Origin of the sequence: Sphingobacterium puteale (assembly GCF_003627955.1) — a bacterium.
Lineage (GTDB): Bacteria > Bacteroidota > Bacteroidia > Sphingobacteriales > Sphingobacteriaceae > Sphingobacterium > Sphingobacterium puteale.
On the sequence record NZ_RBWS01000013.1, the window covers coordinates 94,237 to 118,772 of the forward strand.

General features: G+C 42.7%; 15 protein-coding genes. 4 read left to right on the forward strand and 11 right to left on the reverse strand.

All coding sequences use genetic code 11. The annotated features are described in order from the left end of the window. Positions 1-20: 20 nt before the first annotated feature. Positions 21-431, forward strand: coding sequence for a hypothetical protein (locus D7322_RS17440; RefSeq protein WP_121125535.1), 411 nt, complete (start codon positions 21-23; stop codon positions 429-431). On the opposite strand, the gene D7322_RS17445 is transcribed toward D7322_RS17440, so the two are convergent. The 7 genes from D7322_RS17445 to D7322_RS17475 all read right to left on the reverse strand — a co-directional run bounded on the left by D7322_RS17445 (position 432) and on the right by D7322_RS17475 (position 12,347). Continuing rightward, positions 432-2,795, reverse strand: a complete 2,364-nt coding sequence (locus D7322_RS17445) for a glycoside hydrolase family 3 N-terminal domain-containing protein (protein ID WP_121125536.1) — start codon at positions 2,793-2,795, stop codon at positions 432-434. A gap of 325 nt (positions 2,796-3,120) precedes the next feature. Further along, positions 3,121-3,972, reverse strand: coding sequence for a glycerophosphodiester phosphodiesterase family protein (locus D7322_RS17450; protein WP_183078740.1), 852 nt, complete (start codon positions 3,970-3,972; stop codon positions 3,121-3,123). 46 nt (positions 3,973-4,018) lie between these two features. Next, the gene (locus tag D7322_RS17455) at positions 4,019-5,212 is read right to left on the reverse strand and encodes a purple acid phosphatase family protein (protein ID WP_121125538.1); all 1,194 of its coding nucleotides are present in this window, start codon (positions 5,210-5,212) and stop codon (positions 4,019-4,021) included. A gap of 31 nt (positions 5,213-5,243) precedes the next feature. Then, entirely contained in the window at positions 5,244-6,896 is a 1,653-nt protein-coding gene (locus D7322_RS17460) for a SusD/RagB family nutrient-binding outer membrane lipoprotein (protein WP_121125539.1), read from the reverse strand. A gap of 14 nt (positions 6,897-6,910) precedes the next feature. Then, positions 6,911-10,564: a SusC/RagA family TonB-linked outer membrane protein gene (locus D7322_RS17465; RefSeq protein WP_245971367.1), complete on the reverse strand. Its 3,654-nt coding sequence runs from the start codon at positions 10,562-10,564 to the stop codon at positions 6,911-6,913. Positions 10,565-10,682: 118 nt separating this feature from the next. Continuing rightward, positions 10,683-11,663 (reverse strand): FecR family protein, encoded by a 981-nt coding sequence (locus D7322_RS17470; RefSeq protein ID WP_121125540.1) that lies wholly within the window; start codon positions 11,661-11,663, stop codon positions 10,683-10,685. Positions 11,664-11,726: 63 nt separating this feature from the next. Then, positions 11,727-12,347 carry an RNA polymerase sigma factor gene (locus D7322_RS17475; protein ID WP_183078741.1) on the reverse strand — a complete coding sequence of 207 codons (621 nt, stop codon included), beginning with the start codon at positions 12,345-12,347 and terminating at the stop codon, positions 11,727-11,729. A gap of 425 nt (positions 12,348-12,772) precedes the next feature. Between D7322_RS17475 and D7322_RS17480 the strand changes: the two genes are divergently transcribed. Continuing rightward, positions 12,773-15,166, forward strand: coding sequence for a TonB-dependent receptor (locus D7322_RS17480; protein ID WP_121125542.1), 2,394 nt, complete (start codon positions 12,773-12,775; stop codon positions 15,164-15,166). 120 nt (positions 15,167-15,286) lie between these two features. Here D7322_RS17480 and D7322_RS17485 read toward each other — a convergent pair whose 3' ends face one another. Both D7322_RS17485 and D7322_RS17490 read right to left on the reverse strand, forming a co-directional pair. Beyond that, positions 15,287-17,377, reverse strand: coding sequence for a polysaccharide lyase 8 family protein (locus tag D7322_RS17485; protein WP_183078742.1), 2,091 nt, complete (start codon positions 17,375-17,377; stop codon positions 15,287-15,289). 7 nt (positions 17,378-17,384) lie between these two features. Continuing rightward, the gene (locus D7322_RS17490; RefSeq protein WP_245971368.1) at positions 17,385-17,573 is read right to left on the reverse strand and encodes a sulfatase-like hydrolase/transferase; all 189 of its coding nucleotides are present in this window, start codon (positions 17,571-17,573) and stop codon (positions 17,385-17,387) included. A 117-nt stretch (positions 17,574-17,690) separates the two neighbouring features. Between D7322_RS17490 and D7322_RS17495 the strand changes: the two genes are divergently transcribed. After that, on the forward strand, positions 17,691-18,302 hold the full coding sequence (locus D7322_RS17495; protein WP_245971369.1) for a hypothetical protein: 612 nt from the start codon (positions 17,691-17,693) through the stop codon (positions 18,300-18,302). Between the two features lie 51 nt (positions 18,303-18,353). Next, positions 18,354-19,439 carry a Gfo/Idh/MocA family protein gene (locus tag D7322_RS17500; protein ID WP_121125544.1) on the forward strand — a complete coding sequence of 362 codons (1,086 nt, stop codon included), beginning with the start codon at positions 18,354-18,356 and terminating at the stop codon, positions 19,437-19,439. Positions 19,440-19,625: 186 nt separating this feature from the next. On the opposite strand, the gene D7322_RS17505 is transcribed toward D7322_RS17500, so the two are convergent. Both D7322_RS17505 and D7322_RS17510 read right to left on the reverse strand, forming a co-directional pair. After that, the gene (locus tag D7322_RS17505; protein WP_121125545.1) at positions 19,626-21,146 is read right to left on the reverse strand and encodes a RagB/SusD family nutrient uptake outer membrane protein; all 1,521 of its coding nucleotides are present in this window, start codon (positions 21,144-21,146) and stop codon (positions 19,626-19,628) included. A gap of 72 nt (positions 21,147-21,218) precedes the next feature. Beyond that, complete coding sequence (locus tag D7322_RS17510; RefSeq protein ID WP_121125546.1) at positions 21,219-24,470, reverse strand: SusC/RagA family TonB-linked outer membrane protein; 3,252 nt, start codon at positions 24,468-24,470, stop codon at positions 21,219-21,221. Positions 24,471-24,536 lie beyond the last annotated feature (66 nt).

The window sequence follows — 24,536 nt, forward strand, 5'->3', positions numbered from 1 at the left end:
AATATTCTAAAAACCGAGTTATGAGATCAATATCAAAATTATTAACATGCTTAGCATGCTTCGTATGCGCAGGTTGCTCAAAGGAAACTTCTAATCAAAACCGGTATCTCGAAGGAAGTTATTCGGGGAAATTTATAGTCAACTATAAAAATCAGGACCAAACCTTCACTGGAGACGTAACCGTCCGATTTAAAGCAGACAGTTTCTTTTGTACAGCAAACAAAAACCGATTTCCTGCCGGTGGTTCAGGAACGTACAAAATTGTTGGAGACCAAATTATTTTTAAAGACAAAAATATTTGGACTGCAGATTTCGACTGGGCATTGATATTGAACTATGACTACACGTATTCTTTCGATGGAAAAGATCTTAATTTGTCAAAAGCTCCTTATCAAAACAATAGCTATATCTATAAATTAACGAAGGATTAATTAATAATCCTTCGTTAATTCCATTTCTCCCTTAAGTCGAATATCATCCGATGAAGTGCCTACCAATAGCTTAAACTTTCCCTTTTCAGTCTTCCACTCCTGGTTCGCATTCCAAAGTTTAAGATCCTCTTTGGTCAATTGAAAAGAATAACTTTCCTTCTTCCCTGCCGCAATATTTTTACGCGCAAACTGTTTCAATTGCATAATGGGGGTTACCACAGAACTGACTTCATCGACAACATATAACTGTGCTACTTCATCGCCCGTTACAGAACCGTTGTTTTCGACATCAAAGGAAACCGTACACACAAAATCAGCTGCACCTTCCGTCAATGCGACCTGTAGGTTGCTATACTCAAATTTACTGTAACTTAACCCATACCCAAAAGCATACAAAGGTTTAGCTGACATTTCAACATAATCGTGGTGTTTGGGTTTTGCATGATTATAGTGTACAGGAAGTTGGCCTACAGCGCGCGGCACAGAAATCGGTAGCCTTCCAGCGGGATTATAATCACCAAATAACACATCTGCAATAGCCAATCCACCTTCCTGTCCAGGATACCAAGCATTGACGATCGCAGGAACATGTTCCGAAGCCCAATTAAGATTTAAAGGTCTTCCCATGATCGTAACCAGGACTAGAGGTTTTCCTGTTGCCCGGATCGCTTTCATCAGTTTTAATTGATCGCCCATCATATCCAACGAAACGCGATCAAATCCTTCACCACTTTCCATATCACTGACAGTATTGGGATCTACATTCGCTGCTCCCGTAGCCTGATAGGAAGTTTTAAAATCCCGTGCACTCGAACCTCCGAGAACCAAAATCACCACATCTGCTTGCTCAGCAGCTGCTACCGCAGCTGAAATATTAGAATTTGCTGTATCACGGATGGCGCAACCTTTGACATAATCAACTTGCGTTCCTTTTCCCAGAGCCGAGCGAATACCGGTCAATACAGTCTGAACCTTGCCTTCGGCCTGTGGCGCAGTATAATCACCCAATTGATTATAGCCATTGTCAGCATTTGGTCCGATCACCGCAATCCGTTTCAACGATTTACTTAATGGCAGGATATTTTGTTCGTTCTTTAACAAGATGATGGATTCGCGTGCAACCTGTCTTGCAACAGATCTATTCTGTGCTGTGGCAACTTTCTGAGCAACAAGCTTCTCCTCCACATAAGGACGGTCAAATAGACCAAGTTTAAACTTCATGCGTAGCACCCGCGCCACTGCTGTATCCAATACTGCCGGCTCGACCAGCCCTTGTTGCACCGCTTGTAACAGATTCGGGCCATATCCCGATCCGCTCAAGTCCACATCCAATCCGGCATGTATACTTTGTGAAGCGGCTTCTGCTGCAGTCGCCGCTGTCGCATGCCCACCGTTGAGACCAGAAATACTTAATAGATCTGACACCACAAATCCCTTGAACCCCCAATCTTTACGTAAAATATCTTTTAACAGCCAGGGGTTTGCGGAGCAAGGAATACCGTCAATACTATTATAAGCCGTCATAACCGACCCCGCACCGGATTTAACTGCACGCTCGAATGGCGGTAGAAAATACTGTCTCAGGCTTCGTTCACCAAAAGATACAGACTCACCATTATGTCCGCCATCGGGTGCCGCGTAAGCGACAAAGTGTTTCAACGTACCAATAATTTTATCCTGTTGCCCAAGCTTTTCACCCTGAAAACCACGGATCATGGCACTTCCCATCTGTCCGATGAGGTAAGGGTCTTCGCCATAGGTTTCCTCCGTGCGGGACCAGCGGGGGTCCCGGGCCAAGTCCAATACAGGACCATAGCCATTTTTTCCACCTACGGCGTAGGTTTCCTGTGCTATTGTCGACGCCATACGCTGAATTAAATCCGGGTTCCAGGTACTCGCCTGTCCTATTGCCGTCGGGAATACCGTAGCACCAATGGCCATGTGTCCATGCGGAGCTTCTTCAGATAGTAACAATGGAATACCCAAGCGGGTGCTATCCAACATATATCGCTGGATGGCATTGGTCGCCCGTGCGGCTTCTGTGGGAGTAAGGCCATTGACTAAGGTTTTTTGTGTCCAGGGATCAGCGCGCAACGTGGCCCACAACAAGCCGATATGCTGCTCCTTGACCGCTTTCCGCAACTTATCGCTAACCCCAACTTGCTTTCCCTGTTTCTCATACATATCCCATCCAAGCAATTTACTCAGCTGTCCAACTTTCTCTTCAACAGTCATTCGCCCCAACAGATCACTGACCCTTCTTTCGGTGGGCAATGTGCTATTTTTATATGGAAATTGCTGGGCTTGAATTTTTGGCGAGAGCAATGTTGTCATTGCAGTAAAAAGTAATATGCGGACTTTCATAAGTAGATTATTATTTTTCTATTTTCTATTCTTATACGGAAACCTAAATTTATGTATCACACGATTTATGCAACCGGTTTCAAAACACTAAATTAACGATTTAGCAGAAATAAACAAGTTAATATTTTTGTTTCCTTAGTCCTCTCGATAATCAATTTGGCAACGAATGTTCTCGTTTACATAGCTGATCGAAAAAATGTGATCTGTGATCCCTGATACTGAAAATTAGCAATAAATATCAAATGTATTGATAAAAAAGTGAGAAAGACGGCAAGCCGTCTTTCTAGTGAATGTTATAGGAAATATACTACGTAATAAAAACATATTAAAATCTTTTAAGGACTTCTTGCCAAAGGTTGGGATAATCTGTCTGAATCAGCCGTACAAAAGGATATTTTTCCAAAAAAGACCGATAAATGTCTTCGCCCTCTTGTCCTGCCTTATCGTCATATTCACCAAGACTATTCATCCAAAAATAAATACCTTGCTGCCGCATTGAATCAAGCCTTTTGGTATCCGTAAACGACTCATCAAGGTGAACGATTGAGGTTATCTTCATCTTTAGAATGGCATTCAAATCATTCATGCTGCGTGCCCGTGGAAAGAGCGTCACCTTTGGATTGAGTTTGTAAATCCTAGGCATATCCTTATAATCATAAAGAAAGAACAACACCTCATCTTCCATCCCTTCTTTTTCAACAAGATCATAGGTTTTCTCGATCAACTCTTTTCGATCTTCCTTAAAGTCTAGATCTACAATAATTTTTCCTTTCGCTACGCGTAAAGCTTCTTCTAACGTGGGTACAGCATATTCCGACGCTTCACCGTTAGCCTTGGTACGTAAGCGTAGCTGTCGAATCTCGTTGAAGGTATGTTTGGAGACCTCACCTTCTCCAGTTGTGGTGCGGTTTAAGGTTTTATCGTGCATGAGCACCAGTACACCGTCTTTGGTCGCTCTCACATCGACCTCAACTACTGAAACGCCTTGCCGAATGGCTTCTTCAATAGCAGCGATCGAGTTTTCTGGCTGTTCCAGGTGTGCCCCACGATGTGCTACGATATGCAGACTTTTTTGGTCCAGCCTTTTTATTAAATCAATTGATTGGGCATATAGACTCGTCGTAAAACTTATTATTATACTCAACAAGAGAGTAGAAAACAGCGTCTTTTTCATCATATACAGGTATTTTTTAAGCATTTTTTTATTCAGCCATAAGGTGAAATCACTTTTTTGACAGTTCAAATGAATCAAACAATTGTCCATTCAGCTTATAACTTGCAAAATAGAGCTTATTTGCCGTGAGTTTTATTACTTGGTACAGCTGTGTTTGCTCCGTTGCAACATCCATCCATCGTTCAGAATCGGACTCATACATCTTCGGTCCGGCCACCGACAATAGGTATACAGGACGCTTTCGGCCAAGACTGCCCCGGGCATAGGTATGATCATGGCCCTGCAAAACCAAATCAACACCATATTTTTCCAAGATGGGTTTAAATCGTTCTCTTAATATCGTATTATCACGACTTTTGGCTGTAGAATATACCGGATGATGCATCACGACGATATTCCATTTTTTTGTGGAAGAGGAAAGTACACGCTCCAGCCATTTTTCTTGTGTAGAAGCCGCTACCGAATCCAGCATAATTAATTGGGAGTTCAGAGAAACAATGCGCAGGTCCTGATAGTCCAAATAGTAAACTGCATCCTGTAATCCCTCAGGTCCATTTTTTGGCAGGTTAAACTGTACTTTCCAATGCGGATCCAGAACCAGACGCCCTGTCGAATCCCGTCGGTATTCATGATTCCCTGGCGTGGGGATAGCAGGTATCATTTGATGAATAAACCCTGTCCCTTCATACCATTCAGCCCATTCCTCATCCGTATTGGAACGATTGATCAGATCACCGGCATGAACAATAAAACGAGCGTTTGATTCCTGCTGAAAAGCACGACGAATCGTCCTTGACCAGCGCGAACGCAAATCATTCTGTGCATCCCCCAGGTAGATAAAGGAAAAATCACCCGATTGTGCCGCCGTTCTAAATTGATTCCATGGGCTCCAGTGTATACCGTCACCGACACGATAGGTATAGGTTGTTCCGGGTTTTAAATTCCGAAAGCTAACATGGTTGTAAATATCCTTCTGCTCGCCCCTTTCCAGATACGATCGGGTACCTTCAACTGTATGCGCTTTTGTTTCTAAATCGGGATTGCTTTGCTCTTCGGCAATCTGTCCTATTATTTTATCGCCATTACCTGTCGCGCGCCAGGAGACTGACTGTGTGCTGCTCGGATCGTCAGACCAGGTCAACATAATCCGATCCGGCTGTTTATCTGTCACACTGGACTGTGCCTGACCATACGTCATGGAACAACATAACGCTATTGCTAGAAAAAGAGGTTTTATTTTCATTTGTTATTTTAATCTATATATCCTGTAATTTTTACCAAGGTTTGCCCGTTCCTTGCAATAACCAAGGTTTGGACCAGGCACTATTTTCATTATCGGCCTGCGAATACGCTGTTTTCTCAATACGGCTTAACGCTTCTTCGGCATTCTTTTGATTCACACTCATTTCTGTCTGCATGTAAGGTACACGTACCGGGAGCTGTGTACGGATCGCTGCTGGTCCAGCATTTAATTTTGGATACCCCGTTCTCCGATAATCAAACCAAGCCTGTGCAGCAGTGGACCAGCTAGCGATCCATTTTTGCTCCATAATCTGTACTTGTGTATTTTCAAAAGTCACACCTTTTTGGCGAATATAATCTGCGTAATTTGACGCTTTTCCCCAGCTTGTCAGCGAGGCTTGAATACCACGTTCATAATATGCACGCGCAGTCTCAGGTACAGCCCAGCCCTTCCAGGCCGCTTCAGCCAAGATAAACTCCACTTCGGCCGCAGTCAACAACCTCGCTTTGAGCAAAGTTCCCTTGGCCGAGCGATAAATATCGTTAAGGTAAGAAACATGCGGATTGATGGAAGTCTGTCCTGGCGTTGGATTCAAATTATAGGCAGAAGGATTTTTCGATCCACTTGGTGGTAAGCCCACATAATCCTTGTCTGTATCAATAGGTATCCCCTTGACTACATCGGGTGACAGGATGCGAATGCCGTTAACAATTTTATCAGTACCAGGGGGTACCGTGCTGCTCACTTCTATTGGTATCTCGACCTTTTTTGCCCACACAGCCAGTCGTGGATCATTCAATTCCTGAAGTCGATCGACAAATGTCGCACACATTTTCATTCTTCTGAAATTGCTTCCACTGGCATCATACACCGTATTTGACGGCCACGAATCGGCGGCATTATTGCCAGCAAAATCCATCAGTACCTCGTCTGCCGAATTGGTGATCAGTGGAAATTTATCGGGATTGGCCAGCATGTTTTCAACCCCTTGCCTAGCAAAAGTATTCGCCTTCTCCGAAATACGCATATAATACCTCAAGGCTAGGGAATTGGCAAAACGGCGCCATTTGGAGGCTTTACCACCAAAATACACATCAGCACCCGCCAATACCTCATAGGATGCATCCGGTCGTGAAAGCAGTTCATTTGCCTGTTTTAGTTCTTCAATAATACCTTTGTAGATCACCTCCTGGCTATCGTATTTTGGAAAATTATATTTTGTATCTCCAAGTTCTGCTTTCAGGGCATCCGTATAAGGCGCATCGCCCCATAAATCGCTGATCAGGCCAAACAGATAGGCACGCATCACCAGGGCAACACCCTGATGAAAATCCAGCCCCAATTTCTCCGCCCGTTTACGCATCAGTTCATTATCACGCAGAAAACCATAGTAACTGTCCCAGCTCAAAATCCCCCCTGTCCATTCATAGTCATTGTGCGAGTTGAACCAAGCATCAAACTGCGTATGTTGCATCACTCCACCAAGATCGGAGAAACTTAATTCATTGTATTTTTGTGCTGCTCCCGTCAATATCGTTGGCAATAGCAGATTGGGATTTGCATCCTCTTCACTCACTCCGTTCGGATTGATATTGAGTTCTGTCAAGTCTTTACAAGCAGAAATATTCAAAACCATCCCGAAGGCAATGATCATTGTTGTTAATGTCTTCAACTGTTTTTTCATCGTTATTAGCGGTGTTAAAATGTCACATTTACTTTAAATCCTATCGGCATTGACCAAGGCGTCACGTTATAACGCTCAATTCCTTGCTTAAATCCGATGCCTGTTTCGGGTTGGAAAGCCATTTCGGGATCTATTCCTACTTTTGCTTTGGTCCATAAGATCAGATTGCGTGTATAAACCCCTAGGCTTCCATTCGCAATGCCGAGCCGTTTCAACCATTTTCCCGACAGATCGTAGCTAAAAGAAAGTTCACGAAGTTTGACAAATGAAGCATCGAATGTTGCGGCATTCATAAAGTCCCAGGGATAATTATCTGAGTAAGCAATATATTTGGTCCCCTCGGCGCCTAAATTTTCAGTATAGCCTGTGATATTTCCCTTATCATCGTATTGGGCAATCACCCCGGGGTTAAATACACCGAAATTTCCGGTGACACCGCCCACATTCACAGGATAACCGCCATACTCTTCCCCCGGCCCCCCCACAATCGGATAGCGGTTCCCTTCCACTCGCACCAGATTATTATCTATCAGGTAATTTCGAAGTGTCTCTCCTGTCATTCCTTTGGGGTTGATCAGCTGATCAAGAAAACGCTGTGTGGTCAGGTTGGATTCAAAATACCGATAAGTTTGTGACATGAATTTTCCACCAAAACGCATATCCGCCGCGATATTCATTGTCCACTTTTTATACCTTAAGCTGGACTGCAGCCCCATGGTAAAATCCGGATTAAAGTTTCCGATCTTATTCCGGCTATTATTGATCCGGACAGCCTGCCAGGAACCATTTTTGTTCAGGATTGGAAATCCGTAATAAGGTGATGACTGATCTTCAACTGTGACCAGCTTCGAATCGTATAAATCACCGATTTCTTCCCCTACGTAGGTTCGTGCTCCGCCTCTGCCGTCGGTCCAAAAGGTATAAAATTCGACCCCTTCCGATAATTCATCAATACGCGTACGGTTGCGATGCCAGTTGAGCCCGAGATCCCAGGACCAATTTTCTTTGGCGATAGGCCGCCCCGAGAGGGCCAGCTCGATACCGCGGCTACTCAATAAGCCGGCATTAATATTTTTTGAATTGAAACCACTTGAACTTGGGAGCGTCGTAGAGATGATCTGGTTTTTATTCTCTAACTTGTAATAAGTCCCCTCAAACTTTAAGCGATTGTTCCACAGCCCCAGATCCATCCCTAACTCATAAGACGTGGCGATCTCGGGTTTCAGGTCAGGAATCAAGAGCGCTCCGGAGCGTGTCAGGCGCAGTACATCACCCCAGCTACCCGGATTACTCAGCACATTGGATAAGTTATAAGGATAGGTGTCATTTCCGACACGTGCAACTCCAGCTCTAAGCTTCATTAAATGAATAGCTTTAGGTAGCTTCAATACCTGATTGGCCAGTAGACTTAATGATGCCGAAGGATAAAAATAGGATCGGTTGTCTACCGGAAGCGTACTAGACCAATCGTTACGCCCTGTCAGATCCAGATAAACCATATCACGATAACTGAGATTCACCAATCCATACACACTGTTTATTGCTCTTTCCGAGATAGAGCTGTAGAAGTCCAGATTCAGCGGACTGATGTTTGCCAAAGTATATAAGCCAGGTGTGATCAGACCGGCACCATTTTTTGATATGTTTTGTACAGACTTACCGTGATTATAACGGAGGTTGCCACCCAATGAACCAGCTACATTGAAATTGCCTATTTTCTGCGTGTAAGTGGTTAGAAAATCAATATTCTGTTCCATATTCATCAGATTCACGATACCGTAAGCACCTCTGGGTTCATTGGTGTAACTATAAGGGATTTTCGTTTCCCTATTTTCCCAGTAAACATCTGTGGCATAGCGCAGCATCGCGGTCCAGTCTTTTTTAATCTTCCAATCCAGTCGTAGATTTCCAAATACACGGTCCCGTGTGAAGGCATTATTGACGCCATAGGCCAGAAAATATGGATTATTATGGTTGCCAATGGATTGGGAACGCTGTTGTATCTGTTCCTGTCCGGGGAGCCAATATTCTTCTAGATCGAGAATATTAATATGAGGAGCGACCTCATACGCTGCCTGAATGGGATTTGTACCCCGATTTCCTGCAGGTCTATTATTTGAATTATTTCGGCTGGCATCCAGTGAAAGACCTAAAGTCAGACTATTTCGAATTCGCATTGTTGAATTGATATTTAACGTATTTCGAAAAAGGTCTGCATTGGGAATAATCCCTTTATTTGCCATATTAGAATACGAAAAACGGTAATCCAATCGTTCACTACGGTTACTCAGGGAAATACCATTGGAGCTTGTAATACCCGTTTGTACGAAATTCTTAATATTGTCCGGATACGATTTCAATTCCGTTGGGATCGGCTTACCCTGCTCATCAAGCGGGCTATTCCATTGAACAGCTTTGTATCCTTTGTCTAAGGCCGGGCCGACCATCGCACTTGACTCCTCCTCGATGATCAAATCTCCGGGCTGGTCTCCGGGTTTCCAGGGCATGGTACCGCTAGCAAACTTGTTATGCAAGTCGATAAACTTATAGGGAATATCAAATACCGTATTGCTATTGACAGCAATCGTCATTTTTTCTGCATTCTTACCTGTCTTAGTTGTAATTAGTACGACACCATTGCCTGCTCTGGAACCATAAAGAGCTGCCGCACTGGGTCCCTTCAAGATCGAGATATTCTCGATATCTTCGGGATTGATATTGGCAATGGCATTACCATAATCGACTTTATTGTCATCCCCTATTTGACCGATATTATTCAGACTATTCATTAACGGCACCCCATCGACGACAAAAAGCGGCTGATTGTCTGTACTCAACGAAGAAGCTCCCCGAATCACCATATTGACTGTCGAGCCTGCCGGCCCCGTTGAACTGATCGTGACTCCCGGAACTTTCCCCGCCATTCCAACCAAAAAATTATCATTGTTGACACGGTTGAGATCCTCGCCTTTAATCTTTCCGACGGCATAACCCAGGGAACGATCCTGACGTTTGATCCCTAGTGCCGTTACCACAACTTCATCAAGCACACTATCATTTCCTTTTAAGAACACCTGACGTACAGCAGTATTGTTATCGTCCAGTTTTACATTATGAAGCTCCTTTTTCTCATAGCCAACATGTGTAATCACCACATGATATTCACCTGCGGGCAACTTGATGGTTACCTCCCCTTTTGCATTGGACAAGCTCTTCTGTTCCGCCTGGAGCACATGCACCGACGCACCAGCTACAGGTTTGTTGTCCTCATCTAAAATCTGCAACTTCAGCGGATAAGAGGTTTGCTTGCTCGCATTTCGAACAAGGACAATCCCGCCCGCGACTTTCCTTGATTGAATGTCGGTACCTCTCAAAATATAGTTCAATACCTCATCGACACGCACATTGCGGAATACCTTTTCAGTTATTGCTATACGCTCCAGCTGGAGAATATTCCGATCATAACCAATTGCCTGACCTGTTTCCTGTGACAGCTGGAGCACAGCCTCAGCCGCATTACCATTACGAAGATGAATATTGATCAGATCGCTCGGTATCAGATGTACGCTATCCATTGACCCGGCACGACTATTTGTTCCCGAAATAGAAAGCACTGAACAGAGCGCGAGCTTTGCTGCCAGGCTGGTGAGCTTTGTTATTTTATACATATATTTGTACGAATGTTTTTTAACATGACTTATTAAGGTGCTCACTGGTCGATTTAGCGGTTTGCCAGATGAGCACTTTTCCTTTGTTAGATTTTCCGTCGTTTCCTGCTAATGCAGCTTATTTGTGTAAGATTATTTCATTTTTTTCCCTCCTAAATTTGATTTGATGAATAGTGCAGATCATAGTCAAGACCTGATCCAATGACTCAACCTGAGGAATCATCAGGGAGTAATTGAATTTATCCGTATCAAGGTTGTCTGCAATCAATACAACACCATAACGGTTGTAGATAATTTCTTTAAGCGCATTGAATCCCACATTGTTCAATAGCATTCCCCCCTGTGTCCATAGGTTTACGGTATTTGGATTCTGATCAAAAATTTCAAAATATTTTTTTGCCAGACTGTAACGTGCAGCTTTACCCCAAGTCAGGATACGTTGTTCCCCATTTTCTTCAGCGAACACCTTTACACGTCCGGTTTTAACTTCAACCGTAACTTGTCCGGAAGCCTGCGAACGATTGACATTAAAGGATGTCCCCAATACAGTGACTGAGACAGCTCCTGATGCTATCGTAAATGGATGCAGGGTATCACGCTTGACCTTGAAAAAAGCTTCGCCCCGATCTAAAAAAATGGCTCTACTTTTCCCATAGTTTATCTTATCATAACGAATCTGTGTATTTCCATTGAGAAAAACGGAAGTTCCGTCAGGAAGAAAAATCTCCCGCAATTCACCAGCTTTCGTCACTGTTTGCGTAAGCTGCATTTCAGCTAATATTTTCCTAGAAGGAAGAGCTTGTTGATGATTCCGCAAAAATAAAAGAGATGAGATACCGAGTAATAGAATTGCCGCAGCGGCAGACAACCAGCGAAACCGCTGGATCCGAACTGCGCTTTTTCTTTCAGCTCGTAGGGTTGGTACAAGCCGTTTAGACAGTTCGTCCTTTACCGCATGACGATGGGCTGCATCATGAAACGGATTAATATCTTCTTCTGTAATAGACTGATACCAACTATCCACCTGTTCACTTTCCCTTTCGGTCAATTTTCCCTGCAGGTAATCTTGTATTATACGTTTAAAGTTCTCGATATTCACTGTTATTATTTTTTATTCTAATACAGGTGAATACCCTCGAAGTACTTTAATTCAATGTGTTTTTTATATTAAATAATAATGAAGCAGACAACTACCGGCGAAGAGTAAAAAAATAGAATCACGATCAGCAAATCGTTGTGTCAATTCCTGACGCAGGATTCTTCTTGCACCCGACAAATAATTTTTGACAGTCTGTTCGGCGAGGTTTAACTCTTTGGCGATTTGCGTTATCGAATAGTTTTCATAGCGCATCAAATAAACCGATCGCATCAATTTAGGCAACCGTCCAATAGACTCTTCCACAATGACCTCCAACGCCTTGTACTTTGCCAGATTGTGATCATCTAAATTGGTAAATAGCTCCATTCGTTCGGCAGCCTGATCAAACACCTGTTTACGCACCCGCTCCGTCGCATAATAATTGAGTACTTTGTTTTTAACAGAAGTATAGAGATAAGATTTCAAGGAGCTATAATCGGTGTTAATGAGATGGCGTTTTTCCCAGATGTGTATAAAAACTTCCTGTACGAGATCTTTTGCGGAGGCTTCATCCCTAAGATGGCGAAAGACCGTTGTATACAGCTCCTCCCAATACAAATCAAAAAAATAGGTAAAAGCTTTGGGATCACCCGCTTTAAAACGTGATAAATAATGGTTATCTACATGGCCTTTGGTCGTTTTCACCTTACAAAGATAGTGGCGCAAGATTACGGGAATGTTAATTTTTCCGGAAGATTTCAAACACAAGCTTCCCATTTATATGAGATGGGAGCGATATTGTACAATAAGCCTTTATTTTTGTTAATAACCGTGTTAAGTACCTAAGCATTAAAAGACATTTTGTTGAAAACCTGCCCAGCATGAGGTGGGTAATTTTTCTGTGCTTGCTTACAAGAAATAGTCAATTCATCGCCCGATCCTTTCGAGGTATCGTGCAATCATAAAAATGTTAACAACACTGTTAATTTGCTCTATATAAATGCTATTTATGTTAATAACGTTTTTACTTCATCCTATTTTCAAGGACAAAAAAGTCTGTTTAAAAAAATTATCGCGGTTGCTAAGGGTAAAACGAAAGTTAGCTGTCATAAAAATAAAGCTTAATCAATATGAAACTAACATCAATCTTAATAATTGCAATGGCGACCCAGGCCACGCAATCACTTGCCCAGGTACAAGATTCGACGAAGACAAACCGACGGATGGTGACCGAGACTGTCAAAGGGACTGTACTGGACAAAAATACAAGACTACCACTGATCGGTGCCACCATTATCCTTTCCTCCGACGGTGATACAAAATCCGTTAGTACAGATCAGCAGGGAGTATTTAGGCTAATGCAGGTTCCTGTTGGACGTCAAGTATTACGGGTACGTATGGCGGGCTATAGACAGGAAGAACTGTCAGAACTGCTCATCACCTCCGGCCGTGAGAATATCCTTAATATTGAAATGGAACCACAGGCAAACACCTTAAACGAAGCTGTGGTTTATGCCAACACTGGAAAGCAACCATTAAATCAAATGGCGATGACCAGCGGGCGCTCTTTTTCTCCAGAGGAGACCAACCGTTATGCTGGAGCTTTTTTTGACCCGGCCAGAATGGCGCAAAGTTTTCCCGGTGTTGTTGCCGGTGGTGACGACAACGAGATCATTGTGCGTGGAAATTCGCCTAAAAGCTTACAATGGCGATTGGAAGGCATCGAAATTGTAAATCCCAACCACTTTGGAGCCGAAGGTGCCGCTGGTGGGGGGATAAGTATGCTTAATACGATGGTTTTAGGAAAATCTGATTTCTATACTGGTGGACTGGCTGCTGAATACAACAACGCCATATCAGGAGTATTTGACCTTAAATTTAGAAAGGGAAATACCGATAAACGCGAATATACATTCAATGTCGGTGTGTTGGGGGTAGGTGCAACTTTAGAGGGCCCTTTCAAAAAAGGAAGCGATGCCTCTTATTTGATCAGCTATCGTTACTCCTCATTGAGTCTATTGGAAAAAATAGGTGTAAAAGTCTCGGATACAGGTATTCCAAAGTACCAGGACCTCTCCTTTAATTTTGTTTTTCCGACCAAGAAGGCCGGAACATTTTCGCTCTTTGGAATCGGCGGCCTCGGAAAGATAAACGAAACTGCCAAACGCAATTTCCATGAATGGGAGGAACGGACAGATGCGCAGGACATGAACCTGGGATTTAACGCTGGAAGTGCCGGACTAAAACATCAGTATATCGCTAACGATAGATTGTATTTCAATAACATTATTTCAGCATCAATCAGCCGCAATTCCAATAAAACAGATACCCTGACACAGGACTACGTGGCAAGCCTATATCACAAAGATAAATTTACAAATACCGCAATACGGTATGCCGGTAGCCTGAATTACAGAGCAAACAGTAAAAACACGATCCGGGCGGGAATCAATGCCAGTCTGCTTCGCTATGATCTCTACGCCTTAACCTATGATACCGAACTTGCCGCATTAAAAGAACGGGTCAATGAAAAGGGAAATACCAGTACCTATGACGCTTTTGCACAGCTCAAAACAGAACTGTCCGATCGCCTGACACTAAATACGGGGGTACATGCCAACTATTTTGCCTTAAGTAAAAGCTGGACTGCAGAACCTAGACTGGGCTTAAACTGGAAAGTCGCGGCAGATCAGACGATATCCTTTGGCACAGGACTCTACAATCGTTTAGAACCACTCAGTTATTACTTTGCCAAGAGCGGAGGAACCGGACAAAATACAACAGACAATACAGCGCTATCCCCTACCAAGTCCGCGCAGGCTGTTATGGGCTATGAAAAAAATCTAAGCCGCACGCTGAGATTTAAAACCGAAGTCTATTACCAACATTTATACAATGTACCTGTCTCCTCAGATCCAGACATGAACTTCTCCCTGCTCAACGTATCGGATATTTCGGCAATCGGAACGTCGACCTATCGTCAATTGGTCAATAAAGGTACAGGCAGAAACTATGGCGTTGAACTAACAGTTGAAAAATCACTCAGCAAGGGCTATTATTTTATGGCCACCACTTCGGTATTTGATTCCAAATTCAAAGCACTCAATGGCAAAGAATACAATACAACATTCAATACACGCTATGTCGGCAATCTATTATTGGGAAAAGAATGGACAGTGGGAAAAAATAAAAATAACCTATTCGGGATGAACGCCAAACTGATCTACGCCGGCGGAAGAAAATACTCTCCGGTGCTGGAAGATGAATCCTTACGTTTAGATGAGGAAATCATCGATCAAAGCCGGATTAACACCCTAACTGCCGATCCTTATATCCGACTTGACTTTTCATCAAGCTACCGCATCAACCGCAAGAAAGTGAGCCACCTCATCATCCTGGACATTCAAAATATCCTTAATAGAGAGAATACGGTCGGTATGCATTACAATTTTAGCAAACGTATCATTGAGCCACAAAAATGGACCGGGATCATCCCAACGATTAACTATAGAATAGAATTCTAATAGACCAGCGACGTGAATAGCAAACTACGGTCAAATAAATGAAGAAGGTCCAGGTTCCTTACAGATCCTGGACCTTCCTTTTTAATATTCACGACAATTACGAAAGGGGTAAGACTTTACTTATTTACCGATCGTGATTATTTTTGACGCCGTACTACCCGCGTACTCAGCTTGCGGCAGAGCTATCTCGACGATTTGATTTACTTTTGCACTTTTATTGATGAGATGAACATGTATGGCTTTTTCCTGTTGTAAGGGATCTGCCACATCCAGCTTGAATACGCTATCTCCCTTTGTAATTTGCAGAATGACCGGTTTATCCACCTGAATAGACCAAGCCCCAATTTGACAGGTACCTGACTGATGGAACACTGCCTGAATAGCAGCCAGCCCCTGATGTTCTACGGCTTGAATAGCAGGTGTATTGTGCCAGATTTTTAGCTGCTGCATAGCCCTCTTATCTATCTGATCTACACCAGGTACAACAATATAAGCATAACTTCCATTTACAGGTTTCGCTGCTTGCTCAACCCATAATTTAAATACCTTACCACGGACAGCATCTTTTGATCGGGAACGATTGATGCGGTACCAGGAGCCCGATTGTTCTTTTGCCGTCAGAGCGACTTTCATTGCTTCCGGGAAATAATAGCCGACCCGATTATGCAGTACATATTCACCACCTTTTACATTTCTGATCAGAGAATCCCTTGTCGAGATCTCTTTTCCATTCCATACGACCGGGCCATTCAACCAAGTTTGATTCAGTGTTGTTACGACCGGTTCCACCGCAGCACATGTAATTCCACTTCCTAAGCAAACGATCTCCCTGTCGAAAAAGAACCATGCCTTCTGTGCACTCACACCATCATATTGAACAGACATCGCCGATGCACCGATCGTACCGTTGCTGACACCACCGGCAAAAGCATTGGTCGCCAGAACCCCCCACTGTTCTTTCAGTTCCTGATCATCCGGATAATCCCGTGTTGTCGTACCCGGAATTTTATCCCATTCCCATACCGGCATGATATTATAGTATTCCGGTCCAAAAACCTGAATATTGGTTACACCATCCGTCATATTTTTTCCAAGCATATTTTCCCCATTTCCCGATTCCGATTTGTTGGTTCGCTTACTTGCCAGGCGTACGTTGAAATGATACTGCTTTCTGAGATGAGTGGTATAATCCCCTTTCCAATAATGCCGGTGAGTAAATTCAGCATCAAAAGCCTGAAGGCTATCTAATTTTGCCATTCCTTTCTTCCAAACAGCATTGTTGGCCGGATCGATCAATTGCATCTGCTGCAATAGGCCGACCTCCTGATCCTTGCGCAATATATCTGGTCGCGATATCCCGCGTCCATGCACATTAAAATCAATATAACGTGCGCGTATGATCGGCAGGTAGGTTTCCAAAAGAAATTTTTCGAAGAGGTCCAATTTCTCCTTATTAACCGCATAAGGTGTCTCACGGACATAGGCCATGACTTTGGAAATACCCTTTAAAAATTCTTCACCATAGCCCGCAATATACAGTTGTGGGCCATGTTGCAAGTAAGAGAAATCATATTGTAAGCCTTCTTCGCCATCCACTAACTGGATGGGAAGGAGCAATTGCTCCATTGCTGCAGCCAATAGATTCTCATCTTCCAGGATCAGTGCCCGGTAAAAGTAATGCATGGCAATATCACTTTTGTTGGCACCTGTTTTTTTATAAGGATCTCCCCGCTCCATGAGTTTCACCAGCTGCATTTCCAAGGTAGGTGGAATTTTCTCCTGACCAAATTTCATCAGGATCAGACAGACACCTATTGCTTTGGGAGAGGCAATTTCATTGTGCCACCAGTTCGTTGATTCAAAGCGATTATTTGCCCAATACTGCGCTGCCTGTACAATCTTGTCATAAAGCGACTTTTGCTGATAAAATTTACTTTTGGGAGATACATAAGCTACGATCAAAGCTTTCAGGCGGTCTAAGTGTTCTCCCGGAGGCCAGAGTGAAATTGATTTACTTGTGTAATCTATATCAGACCAAGTACCAGCTTCAGTCAATTGACTCCTCCAAATTGTGGCTTTATCACTGGGCGCGGCCGAACTTTGCAATTCGTCGTCGTACACATGTTTTTTGATGCGGTCAAATGTATGGCTGTCCTGGGCTTTAGCCATGACAGCTCCAAATGCGAGTAAAAGTATAAGTATGATTTTCATTCGTTTTTTATTGGTCAATATGCGGAGTATGAACATCTTTTTCGCCAAAGCAGCCAAAATCATCATATCCACCATCGTCGCTCAGGATCACAATAACATTGGGTCGCTGTTGTGCATAGACAGGAATCTCGATTAGAGAAAGTATACTCAACACCGCAAGTATACGAAAGCACATTTTTCCGATAGACCATAGCATTAGATTTATAGCTAAATGTAACCTTAAATGTATTGTATTTTTGTAAAAAAATCGAAAACGATTTCGTTAATTCATTTTTTTTTAGTCCTTTATATAAGTAAATCTAATGTGAAGCTGATGGAAATAAACGACAGAAATCAACTTGTGATTATTGCTAAAGTTCTGGTCGGAAATCTTCAGGAGCAGGCTTTGTCCGAGTCCCTGACAAGCCTACGCGAAAGTACTCCGGAGCACTTCTTGCCAAACCTTTTTCGGTTTGCGGAAAAATGGTCAAAAGCGTCTTTTCCGATCCCGATAGCGGAGCTCTGGGCAGACTTTACCAAACTCATTTCCCTTCATCCCGAATGGGGTTTTGTTGTTATCGAAGGGGCTCATATTGCAGATATTGCGAGTTTTTACACCGAAATCAATAAGGTCTATATGGCCGGTGAGAATTGGAAAATTGGCAGTTTGGACGGTTTCGACGACCTGCTTTACGGGGGATTTGGGAAATTGCAGGACGCAAAAAAGCATACGATCATTTGGCGGGATATCGCTCACAGTCGGGCTGCATTAGGTGTGACCACCACGCTCGCCTATTACCAGGAGAAACTTGCAGCCAATTCACCATTCAATCATACCTATTTCCAACAAAAGCTAGCCGATTTACAAGCTGGAAAAGGACAGACTTATTTCGATATCGTAGCGGAAATAATACAATCGCATCCAAAGATTGACTGGATTTACTAAAGGATTTAAAGAATTCAAATTGGTATCTTTATCGAACCTAAACAGAATACCATGAAACATATAGTAAAGATATTTTTTTTGTTGACGATGCTATTTCAGCATGTTGCTTATGCGGACAGTCCACTTAAAGTCGCTGTTGCGGGACTCAATCACGACCATGTATACCTCCTTTTGAACCTATACAAAGAGAAGAAGGTCGATATTATTGGAATAGCCGAGCCTAACAGTGTCCTAGCCGGCAAAATTCTGGCACAATACCATCTTCCGAAGTCCGTTTTTTACCCAGATCTAAGTTCCTTGCTCAAAAAAGTAAAGCCCGATGTCGTTCTTGCTTACAACCCCACCAATGAGCATATCAATGTAGCGGAAATCTGCCTACCGCTCAAAATACCCGTCATGGTAGAGAAACCGATGGCAACCACATTGGCTGATGCCAAACGCATAGCAACTTTATCTAGGGAAAACAAAACGGCTTTTTTGGTCAATTATGAAACGACCTGGTACAAGAGCAACCAACAGCTCAAGCAATTGATTGATCAAAATGCAGTGGGTCGAGTGACACGGATGATTGTAAAAGATGGACATGAAGGGCCCAAAGAGATCGGCTGTAGCAGCTATTTTCTCGATTGGCTAACAGATCCACAGAAAAATGGCGGTGGTGCATTAATGGATTTCGGCTGTTATGGGGCCAATCTCATGACCTGGATCAAGAATGGTGAACGTCCTATTTCTGTCAGTGCCATTACGCATCAACTGAAGCCCGAAGTTTATCCAAAAGTCGAAGATGATGCCACGATTATCTTAAATTACCGCGATGGCAGTACAGGTATTATCCAGGCCTCTTGGGCATGGCCATATAGTGTCAAGGATCTACAAGTTTTCGGAACAAAGGCTCAGCTCTATGCAAAAAATGATAAAAAGCTATTGAAATATGTACAGCATAATGGGGAGCCGACCGTTATTCAAACAGATCAGCACTATTTCGAAAATCACATCCAGTATCTGGAACATGTATTAAGAGGAAATCAGCTGCCTGAAGGCGATTTAGGTTCCATCAGCAACAATGTGACGGTTGTTGAGATATTGGAGGCAGCCAAGCGTTCCGCAAAGGAAGGAAAGTCAATTTTATTAAATTGATCTTAGCACAAAAAAAGGTATATGGACATCATCCATATACCTTTTTCCAATATATCTCAAACGATCCATCAGGGATTCAATGGCTCATCTGGATCTATCATCAACGTTTCTTCCTTTGCCCGAAATTCGATAACATCCGAAATTCGGGCAAAGGAACATAGCCCAATTCCCGTATACCCTGATAGATTAATAGCCAGGATTTTGATACATACGCTGTGGATCCAATTTATATTCATCAAAAGGAATTGGATAGTACCTATCCTTTGTGGAAATATTGGAGATTTTAGCATTCCCATAATCCGCCTGGTTTTTAGTTTTAAAGTACGTCACCAATTCCTGCGGATTATAGTTCCGGATTAAGTCAAACCAACGATGATTTTCGAAAGCCAGTTCCACACGGCGTTCATGTAAAATCGCTTCTTTTAATGTTGGGTATTTTGTGCGATAGTCATTGTTTAACATTGAGGCTGCATAAGAAGGTAGCCCTGCGCGTTCACGCACCTGATCCAGCAACGCAATAGCTTCAGCTTCTTTACCTAAACGGTATTTGGTCTCCGCCAATAATAACATGACGTCGGCGTAGCGGATCAAGATCCAGTCGTTTCCACCCCAGCCGTTGATTCCAGCCTCTGCACTATTGTCCCTAAATTTAGTCACAAACCAGTCATTTACTTTCGCATCCGGTGCAAATTTGACCGAAAAATCTTTCCGGATATCATTTTGTTCATAATCCTTGATCAGATCTAATTTTACAACTTCTCCCGCTCCTGTTGAAGTAAATCGCGAATTAATAGACTCTCCTCTCGCCTGATAGTTACGGGCGATGCTTGAACTATAATTTTGATCACCCTGTAGGTATTGAATCTGAAAAACTAATTCTTTGCATGCCATCTTTTGTTTCACATCAAAAACCTGTGTATAAGGAATTTCTTTCAATTTGTCAAAAGTTCGCATTTGATAAGACGCATTGAGATATTGTTCCGCTTTTGTAAGATTTTCTACAGCCCCTGTAGTTTGTGTAGCTCCTAAAGTCAAATATACCTGTCCTAGAATAGCATTCACCGCTGCTTTTGATGTACGCCCTACGGCATACTCATGCTGAGTATTGGGCAAATCACTTGTTAAGGCTTCGGTAAGATCCTTAATAATCTGTTCATAAATAGCCGATTCCTTCTGACGAAACGCCAGTTCATTTGCCTGTTCCTTGCTGATTACCTGGACAGTTGCCATGGGAATATCACCGAATTTACGCACCATATGGAACAGCAATAAAGCACGGACAAATTTTGTTTCGGCCATGTAACGTTGTTTTAGTGCCTCACTTGAAAAAGAGACTTCGTCAATATGAGTTAAAATAACATTACAACGACTAATCCCAGCGTACATTGCAGCCCAGTGTGTTTTCAGATAGGTGTTGCTCGGCAATAATGAAAAGTCATTGAACTGGAATGGTTCTCCGGCATTGGACTGGTTATCGTTTCGTCCGGTATTATCCGAGCGTTCTTCATTGTAGAGGGTACTACCTTCACCAATTGTGTTACCTGAACGTAACGTTTGATAAAGACCATTAACAGCTAACAATACATCGTTTTCAGATTTAAAGTAATCATCAATCTGTACTGCATTAGGATCTTTCTGGTTTAGAAAATCTTTGCTGCATGAAGACAGCGTAAACAACATAAACGGTAATAAATATCTTTTTTTCATTGAAATATTTTTTTATTAGTGTGGCCATTCGATATGTTGTAACAAATCATAATGGCCTTATGAACATGAATATTAGAAAGTTACTTTTACACCTAGGTTATAGGATCTGACCAATGGATAAAGACCATAATCCACACCCGGTGTCAAATTACCACGTTGGTTGTAATCTGGTTCAGGATTATAACCTTTGTATTTGGAGATCGTAAAAGGGTTGTCCACTGTTGCATACACCCGTATTCCGGATAAACTCAATTTTTCAGCGATGTTTTTTGGCATATTATAGCCCAGAGCAATATTGGTCATACGTAAAAACGAACCATCCTGCAGGTAGAAATCTGACAGACGCGTACTGTTACTTTGCGTGCCACCCCGGGAAGCACGGTACACCTTACCATTACCTGGGTTTTGTGCTGATCGGTAGCGTTGTGCGACATCGGCATACTGATTGCCGGAGCCTTCCATATTGTAGAGGTAATAATCATAGCCATCCAGCACTTTATTCCCTTGGGAACCATTAAATGATGCGCGTAGATCGAATGCCTTATAGCGTGCGTTGACGGCAAAGCCATAGGTAAAATTAGGATGCGGATTGCCGATCACCCGTTTATCAGCGTCATTGACGATGCCATTGCCGTCCACATCTTCGAAGTAAAGATCTCCGGGTTGTAGAGGTGTTGTTGAAGCCGCAGAAGGCGCGACAGTTTTGTAATTATCTTCTGTTGCTACGCCAAGCACTTTAAAGCCATAGAACATACCAATAGGACTGCCTTCCTGCGTAATATGGGTCAAGTAAGAGCGCTCAGCACCATTAGTTAAGATCGTCGATGATCCCCCCAAATCTAACACCTTATTACGGTTTACATTGATATTTCCGCTAAAGCCAAGTTCAAAGTCATTCTTACGAATTAGCGTTGCGTCGACCTGTAGATCAAAACCTTTATTTTGTACCTGAGAATTTGGCAAGTTTGTCAATATTGTCGTTGAACCAGATACCGCGGAAATTGGTTGATCGAATAATAAATTAAAGGAACGGCTCAAATAAAAATTAGCCATAATGTTTAAGCGGCCTTTCAGTAGTCCAAGATCAAGCCCCGCATTGTATTGCGAGGTTGTTTCCCAGCTTAGATTGGGATCAAATACGTCACCTGCGGTATAACCAGTTTTTACATCATTCCCGATAATAACACCTGCTGGCGAGTTAAATACCGAGACGGAACGATACTCTTTGATATTGTTATTACCGCTACGTCCCCAGCTCGCCCGCAACTTTAACGTCGACTGCTGTCCTAGCCAATCGGTATAGAAATCTTCTTTGGAAATTGTCCAGCCTCCAGAAACAGAGGGAAAGGTTGCCCATTTATTATTTGGGCCGAAACGTGAAGAGCCATCAGTCCGGATCGAAGCTGAAAGGAAATATTTAGAATCAAAATTATAGTTTACCCTGCTGAAATACGATTGAAGGGTGGTTATACGTTTAAAAGTATCATCTTTCAACAATTGGAAATTGGATGGGTTAGCCCCTTTATCCGTAATTTCGCCTATAGCATCATTACTAAAGCCGTTGGCTCTGACTCCTTGATAGTCATAATCAGTGCGCTGTGCAGAATATCCTAAGAGCGCTGAGATCTGATGTTTCCCGCCAAAAGTCTTATTGTAATTCAACGTTGTTTCCAACAACTTATCCAGTTCATTTTTTGTTTTGGCGTCTGCGTAAGCTGCAGTAATGGCCTCAGGCGAATAAGGCCTTTTATCACCGTTTGAAATACTTGTTGGGCGGTAATAATCGTACTTTTCATCGTAGGTAGATAAACCACCATTTACTTTTAAGTTCAGTCCATCAATAATTTTAAAATCGGCGAAGGCATTGTAAAGTCCCCTTTTTCCACGGCGGTTATTTTTGATCTTGGTCACGTACGCCAAAGGATTTTCAGGGTTTTGTATACCAAAACTACCAGCGGATAACTCGCCCATTAAGAATTGTGCATAGGTACCATCCTCGTTATAGACAGGCAATGTTGGAAGATAGATAAGGGCCGCCATAGATGGGCTACGGTCGTACCTTCCCGTGGTCACTTCATTGTTATCGTTGTAGGTGAAGGATACATTGGCGCCCACCGTCAATCTTTCGTTAACTTTGCTATCTATATTGGCGCGGAAGTTAAATGTCTTTTGATCCGTCCCCAACATAATACCTTGCTGATTCTGATACGAACCACTTAAAAAATATCTGTTTTTTTCATTGCCACCGTAGGTTGACAAGTTATGCCGTTGAAAAGGGGCATTACGGTATAACGCGTCCTGCCAATCGGTGTCGTATTTTGATTTTTTTGCTGTACCTGTTGGGAAATCATAATATTCTTCTGGAATACTTACCGAACCTGCATTTCCCACATTCGCTACACGTGTTTTGTTATCATCAAAACGCTTGCTATCGGTCCATGCAATTCCTTTTGCTGCCAAAAGATCTTTATAAGAATTATTACGTCCATCGATCAGCAGATCAATAAACTGTTCGGCATTTAATAAATCAATTTTTTTTGAAAGCTGACCAAAGCCACCCAGTACTTCATAATCCACATTGTTTTTACTTTCTTTACCGCGCTTTGTCGTAATCAGTACCACACCGCCTGCTGCACGGGATCCATAGATAGCAGCAGATGCCGCATCTTTAAGGATATCTATGGATTCAATATCATTGGGATTGATATTTAAATTGTTTCCAGATGGGTAACCATCAATAACGTACAATGGATCCGAACCGGCGTTGATCGATCCCATACCGCGGACACGCATTTTGGTCCCGTCATAAGGGGCACCACTTGTTTGCATCACCTGTACCCCGGCTACTTTACCAACTAAAGCTTGTGATAGTTTTGGCGCACTTAGGTTTAATTCTTCGGCCTTCACACTTGCAATGGCACCAGTAACATCGGATTTTCGTATTTTCTGATAACCGATAGAAATCGTTACTTCTTCAAGCGTGTTTTCATTGGTCTGTAGGACAAAGATCTGCCCATTGGATTGCGTTATAGGCTGGATAAGGTTACTAAATCCTACATAGGAGATACTAAGTCTATCACTGATCTCCGCATCGATCTGAAAATTTCCATTTTCATCGGATTGAACAGATTTTTTACTTTTCAGATTTTGGATCGTTGCCCCCGAAACGGCATTACCCTGCGCATCGACCACACGGCCTCTAACGGGATTTTGTACCTGCCTGAACTGGACTTCGGTTAGTGAAAGAGGTTTAGCTTGAACAGCGGATGAGCTTGCTGCAATAGCACATAATAACCAAAAGACATTGTTGGTTTTAATTTTCATAAGTAGTGCATTTGATTTATGGGTACAAGATTACAAATGCAATATGAAGATAGCATCAATAAAAGG

Excerpts from the sequence above, each read along its gene's own strand:
- D7322_RS17440 (WP_121125535.1), top strand. The coding sequence starts at position 21 with ATGAGATCAATATCAAAATTATTAACATGCTTAGCATGCTTCGTATGC.
- D7322_RS17445 (WP_121125536.1), bottom strand. The coding sequence starts at position 2,795 with ATGAAAGTCCGCATATTACTTTTTACTGCAATGACAACATTGCTCTCG.
- D7322_RS17450 (WP_183078740.1), bottom strand. The coding sequence starts at position 3,972 with ATGATGAAAAAGACGCTGTTTTCTACTCTCTTGTTGAGTATAATAATA.
- D7322_RS17455 (WP_121125538.1), bottom strand. The coding sequence starts at position 5,212 with ATGAAAATAAAACCTCTTTTTCTAGCAATAGCGTTATGTTGTTCCATG.
- D7322_RS17460 (WP_121125539.1), bottom strand. The coding sequence starts at position 6,896 with ATGAAAAAACAGTTGAAGACATTAACAACAATGATCATTGCCTTCGGG.
- D7322_RS17465 (WP_245971367.1), bottom strand. The coding sequence starts at position 10,564 with ATGTATAAAATAACAAAGCTCACCAGCCTGGCAGCAAAGCTCGCGCTC.
- D7322_RS17480 (WP_121125542.1), top strand. The coding sequence starts at position 12,773 with ATGAAACTAACATCAATCTTAATAATTGCAATGGCGACCCAGGCCACG.
- D7322_RS17485 (WP_183078742.1), bottom strand. The coding sequence starts at position 17,377 with ATGAAAATCATACTTATACTTTTACTCGCATTTGGAGCTGTCATGGCT.
- D7322_RS17490 (WP_245971368.1), bottom strand. The coding sequence starts at position 17,573 with ATGCTATGGTCTATCGGAAAAATGTGCTTTCGTATACTTGCGGTGTTG.
- D7322_RS17495 (WP_245971369.1), top strand. The coding sequence starts at position 17,691 with ATGGAAATAAACGACAGAAATCAACTTGTGATTATTGCTAAAGTTCTG.
- D7322_RS17500 (WP_121125544.1), top strand. The coding sequence starts at position 18,354 with ATGAAACATATAGTAAAGATATTTTTTTTGTTGACGATGCTATTTCAG.
- D7322_RS17505 (WP_121125545.1), bottom strand. The coding sequence starts at position 21,146 with ATGAAAAAAAGATATTTATTACCGTTTATGTTGTTTACGCTGTCTTCA.
- D7322_RS17510 (WP_121125546.1), bottom strand. The coding sequence starts at position 24,470 with ATGAAAATTAAAACCAACAATGTCTTTTGGTTATTATGTGCTATTGCA.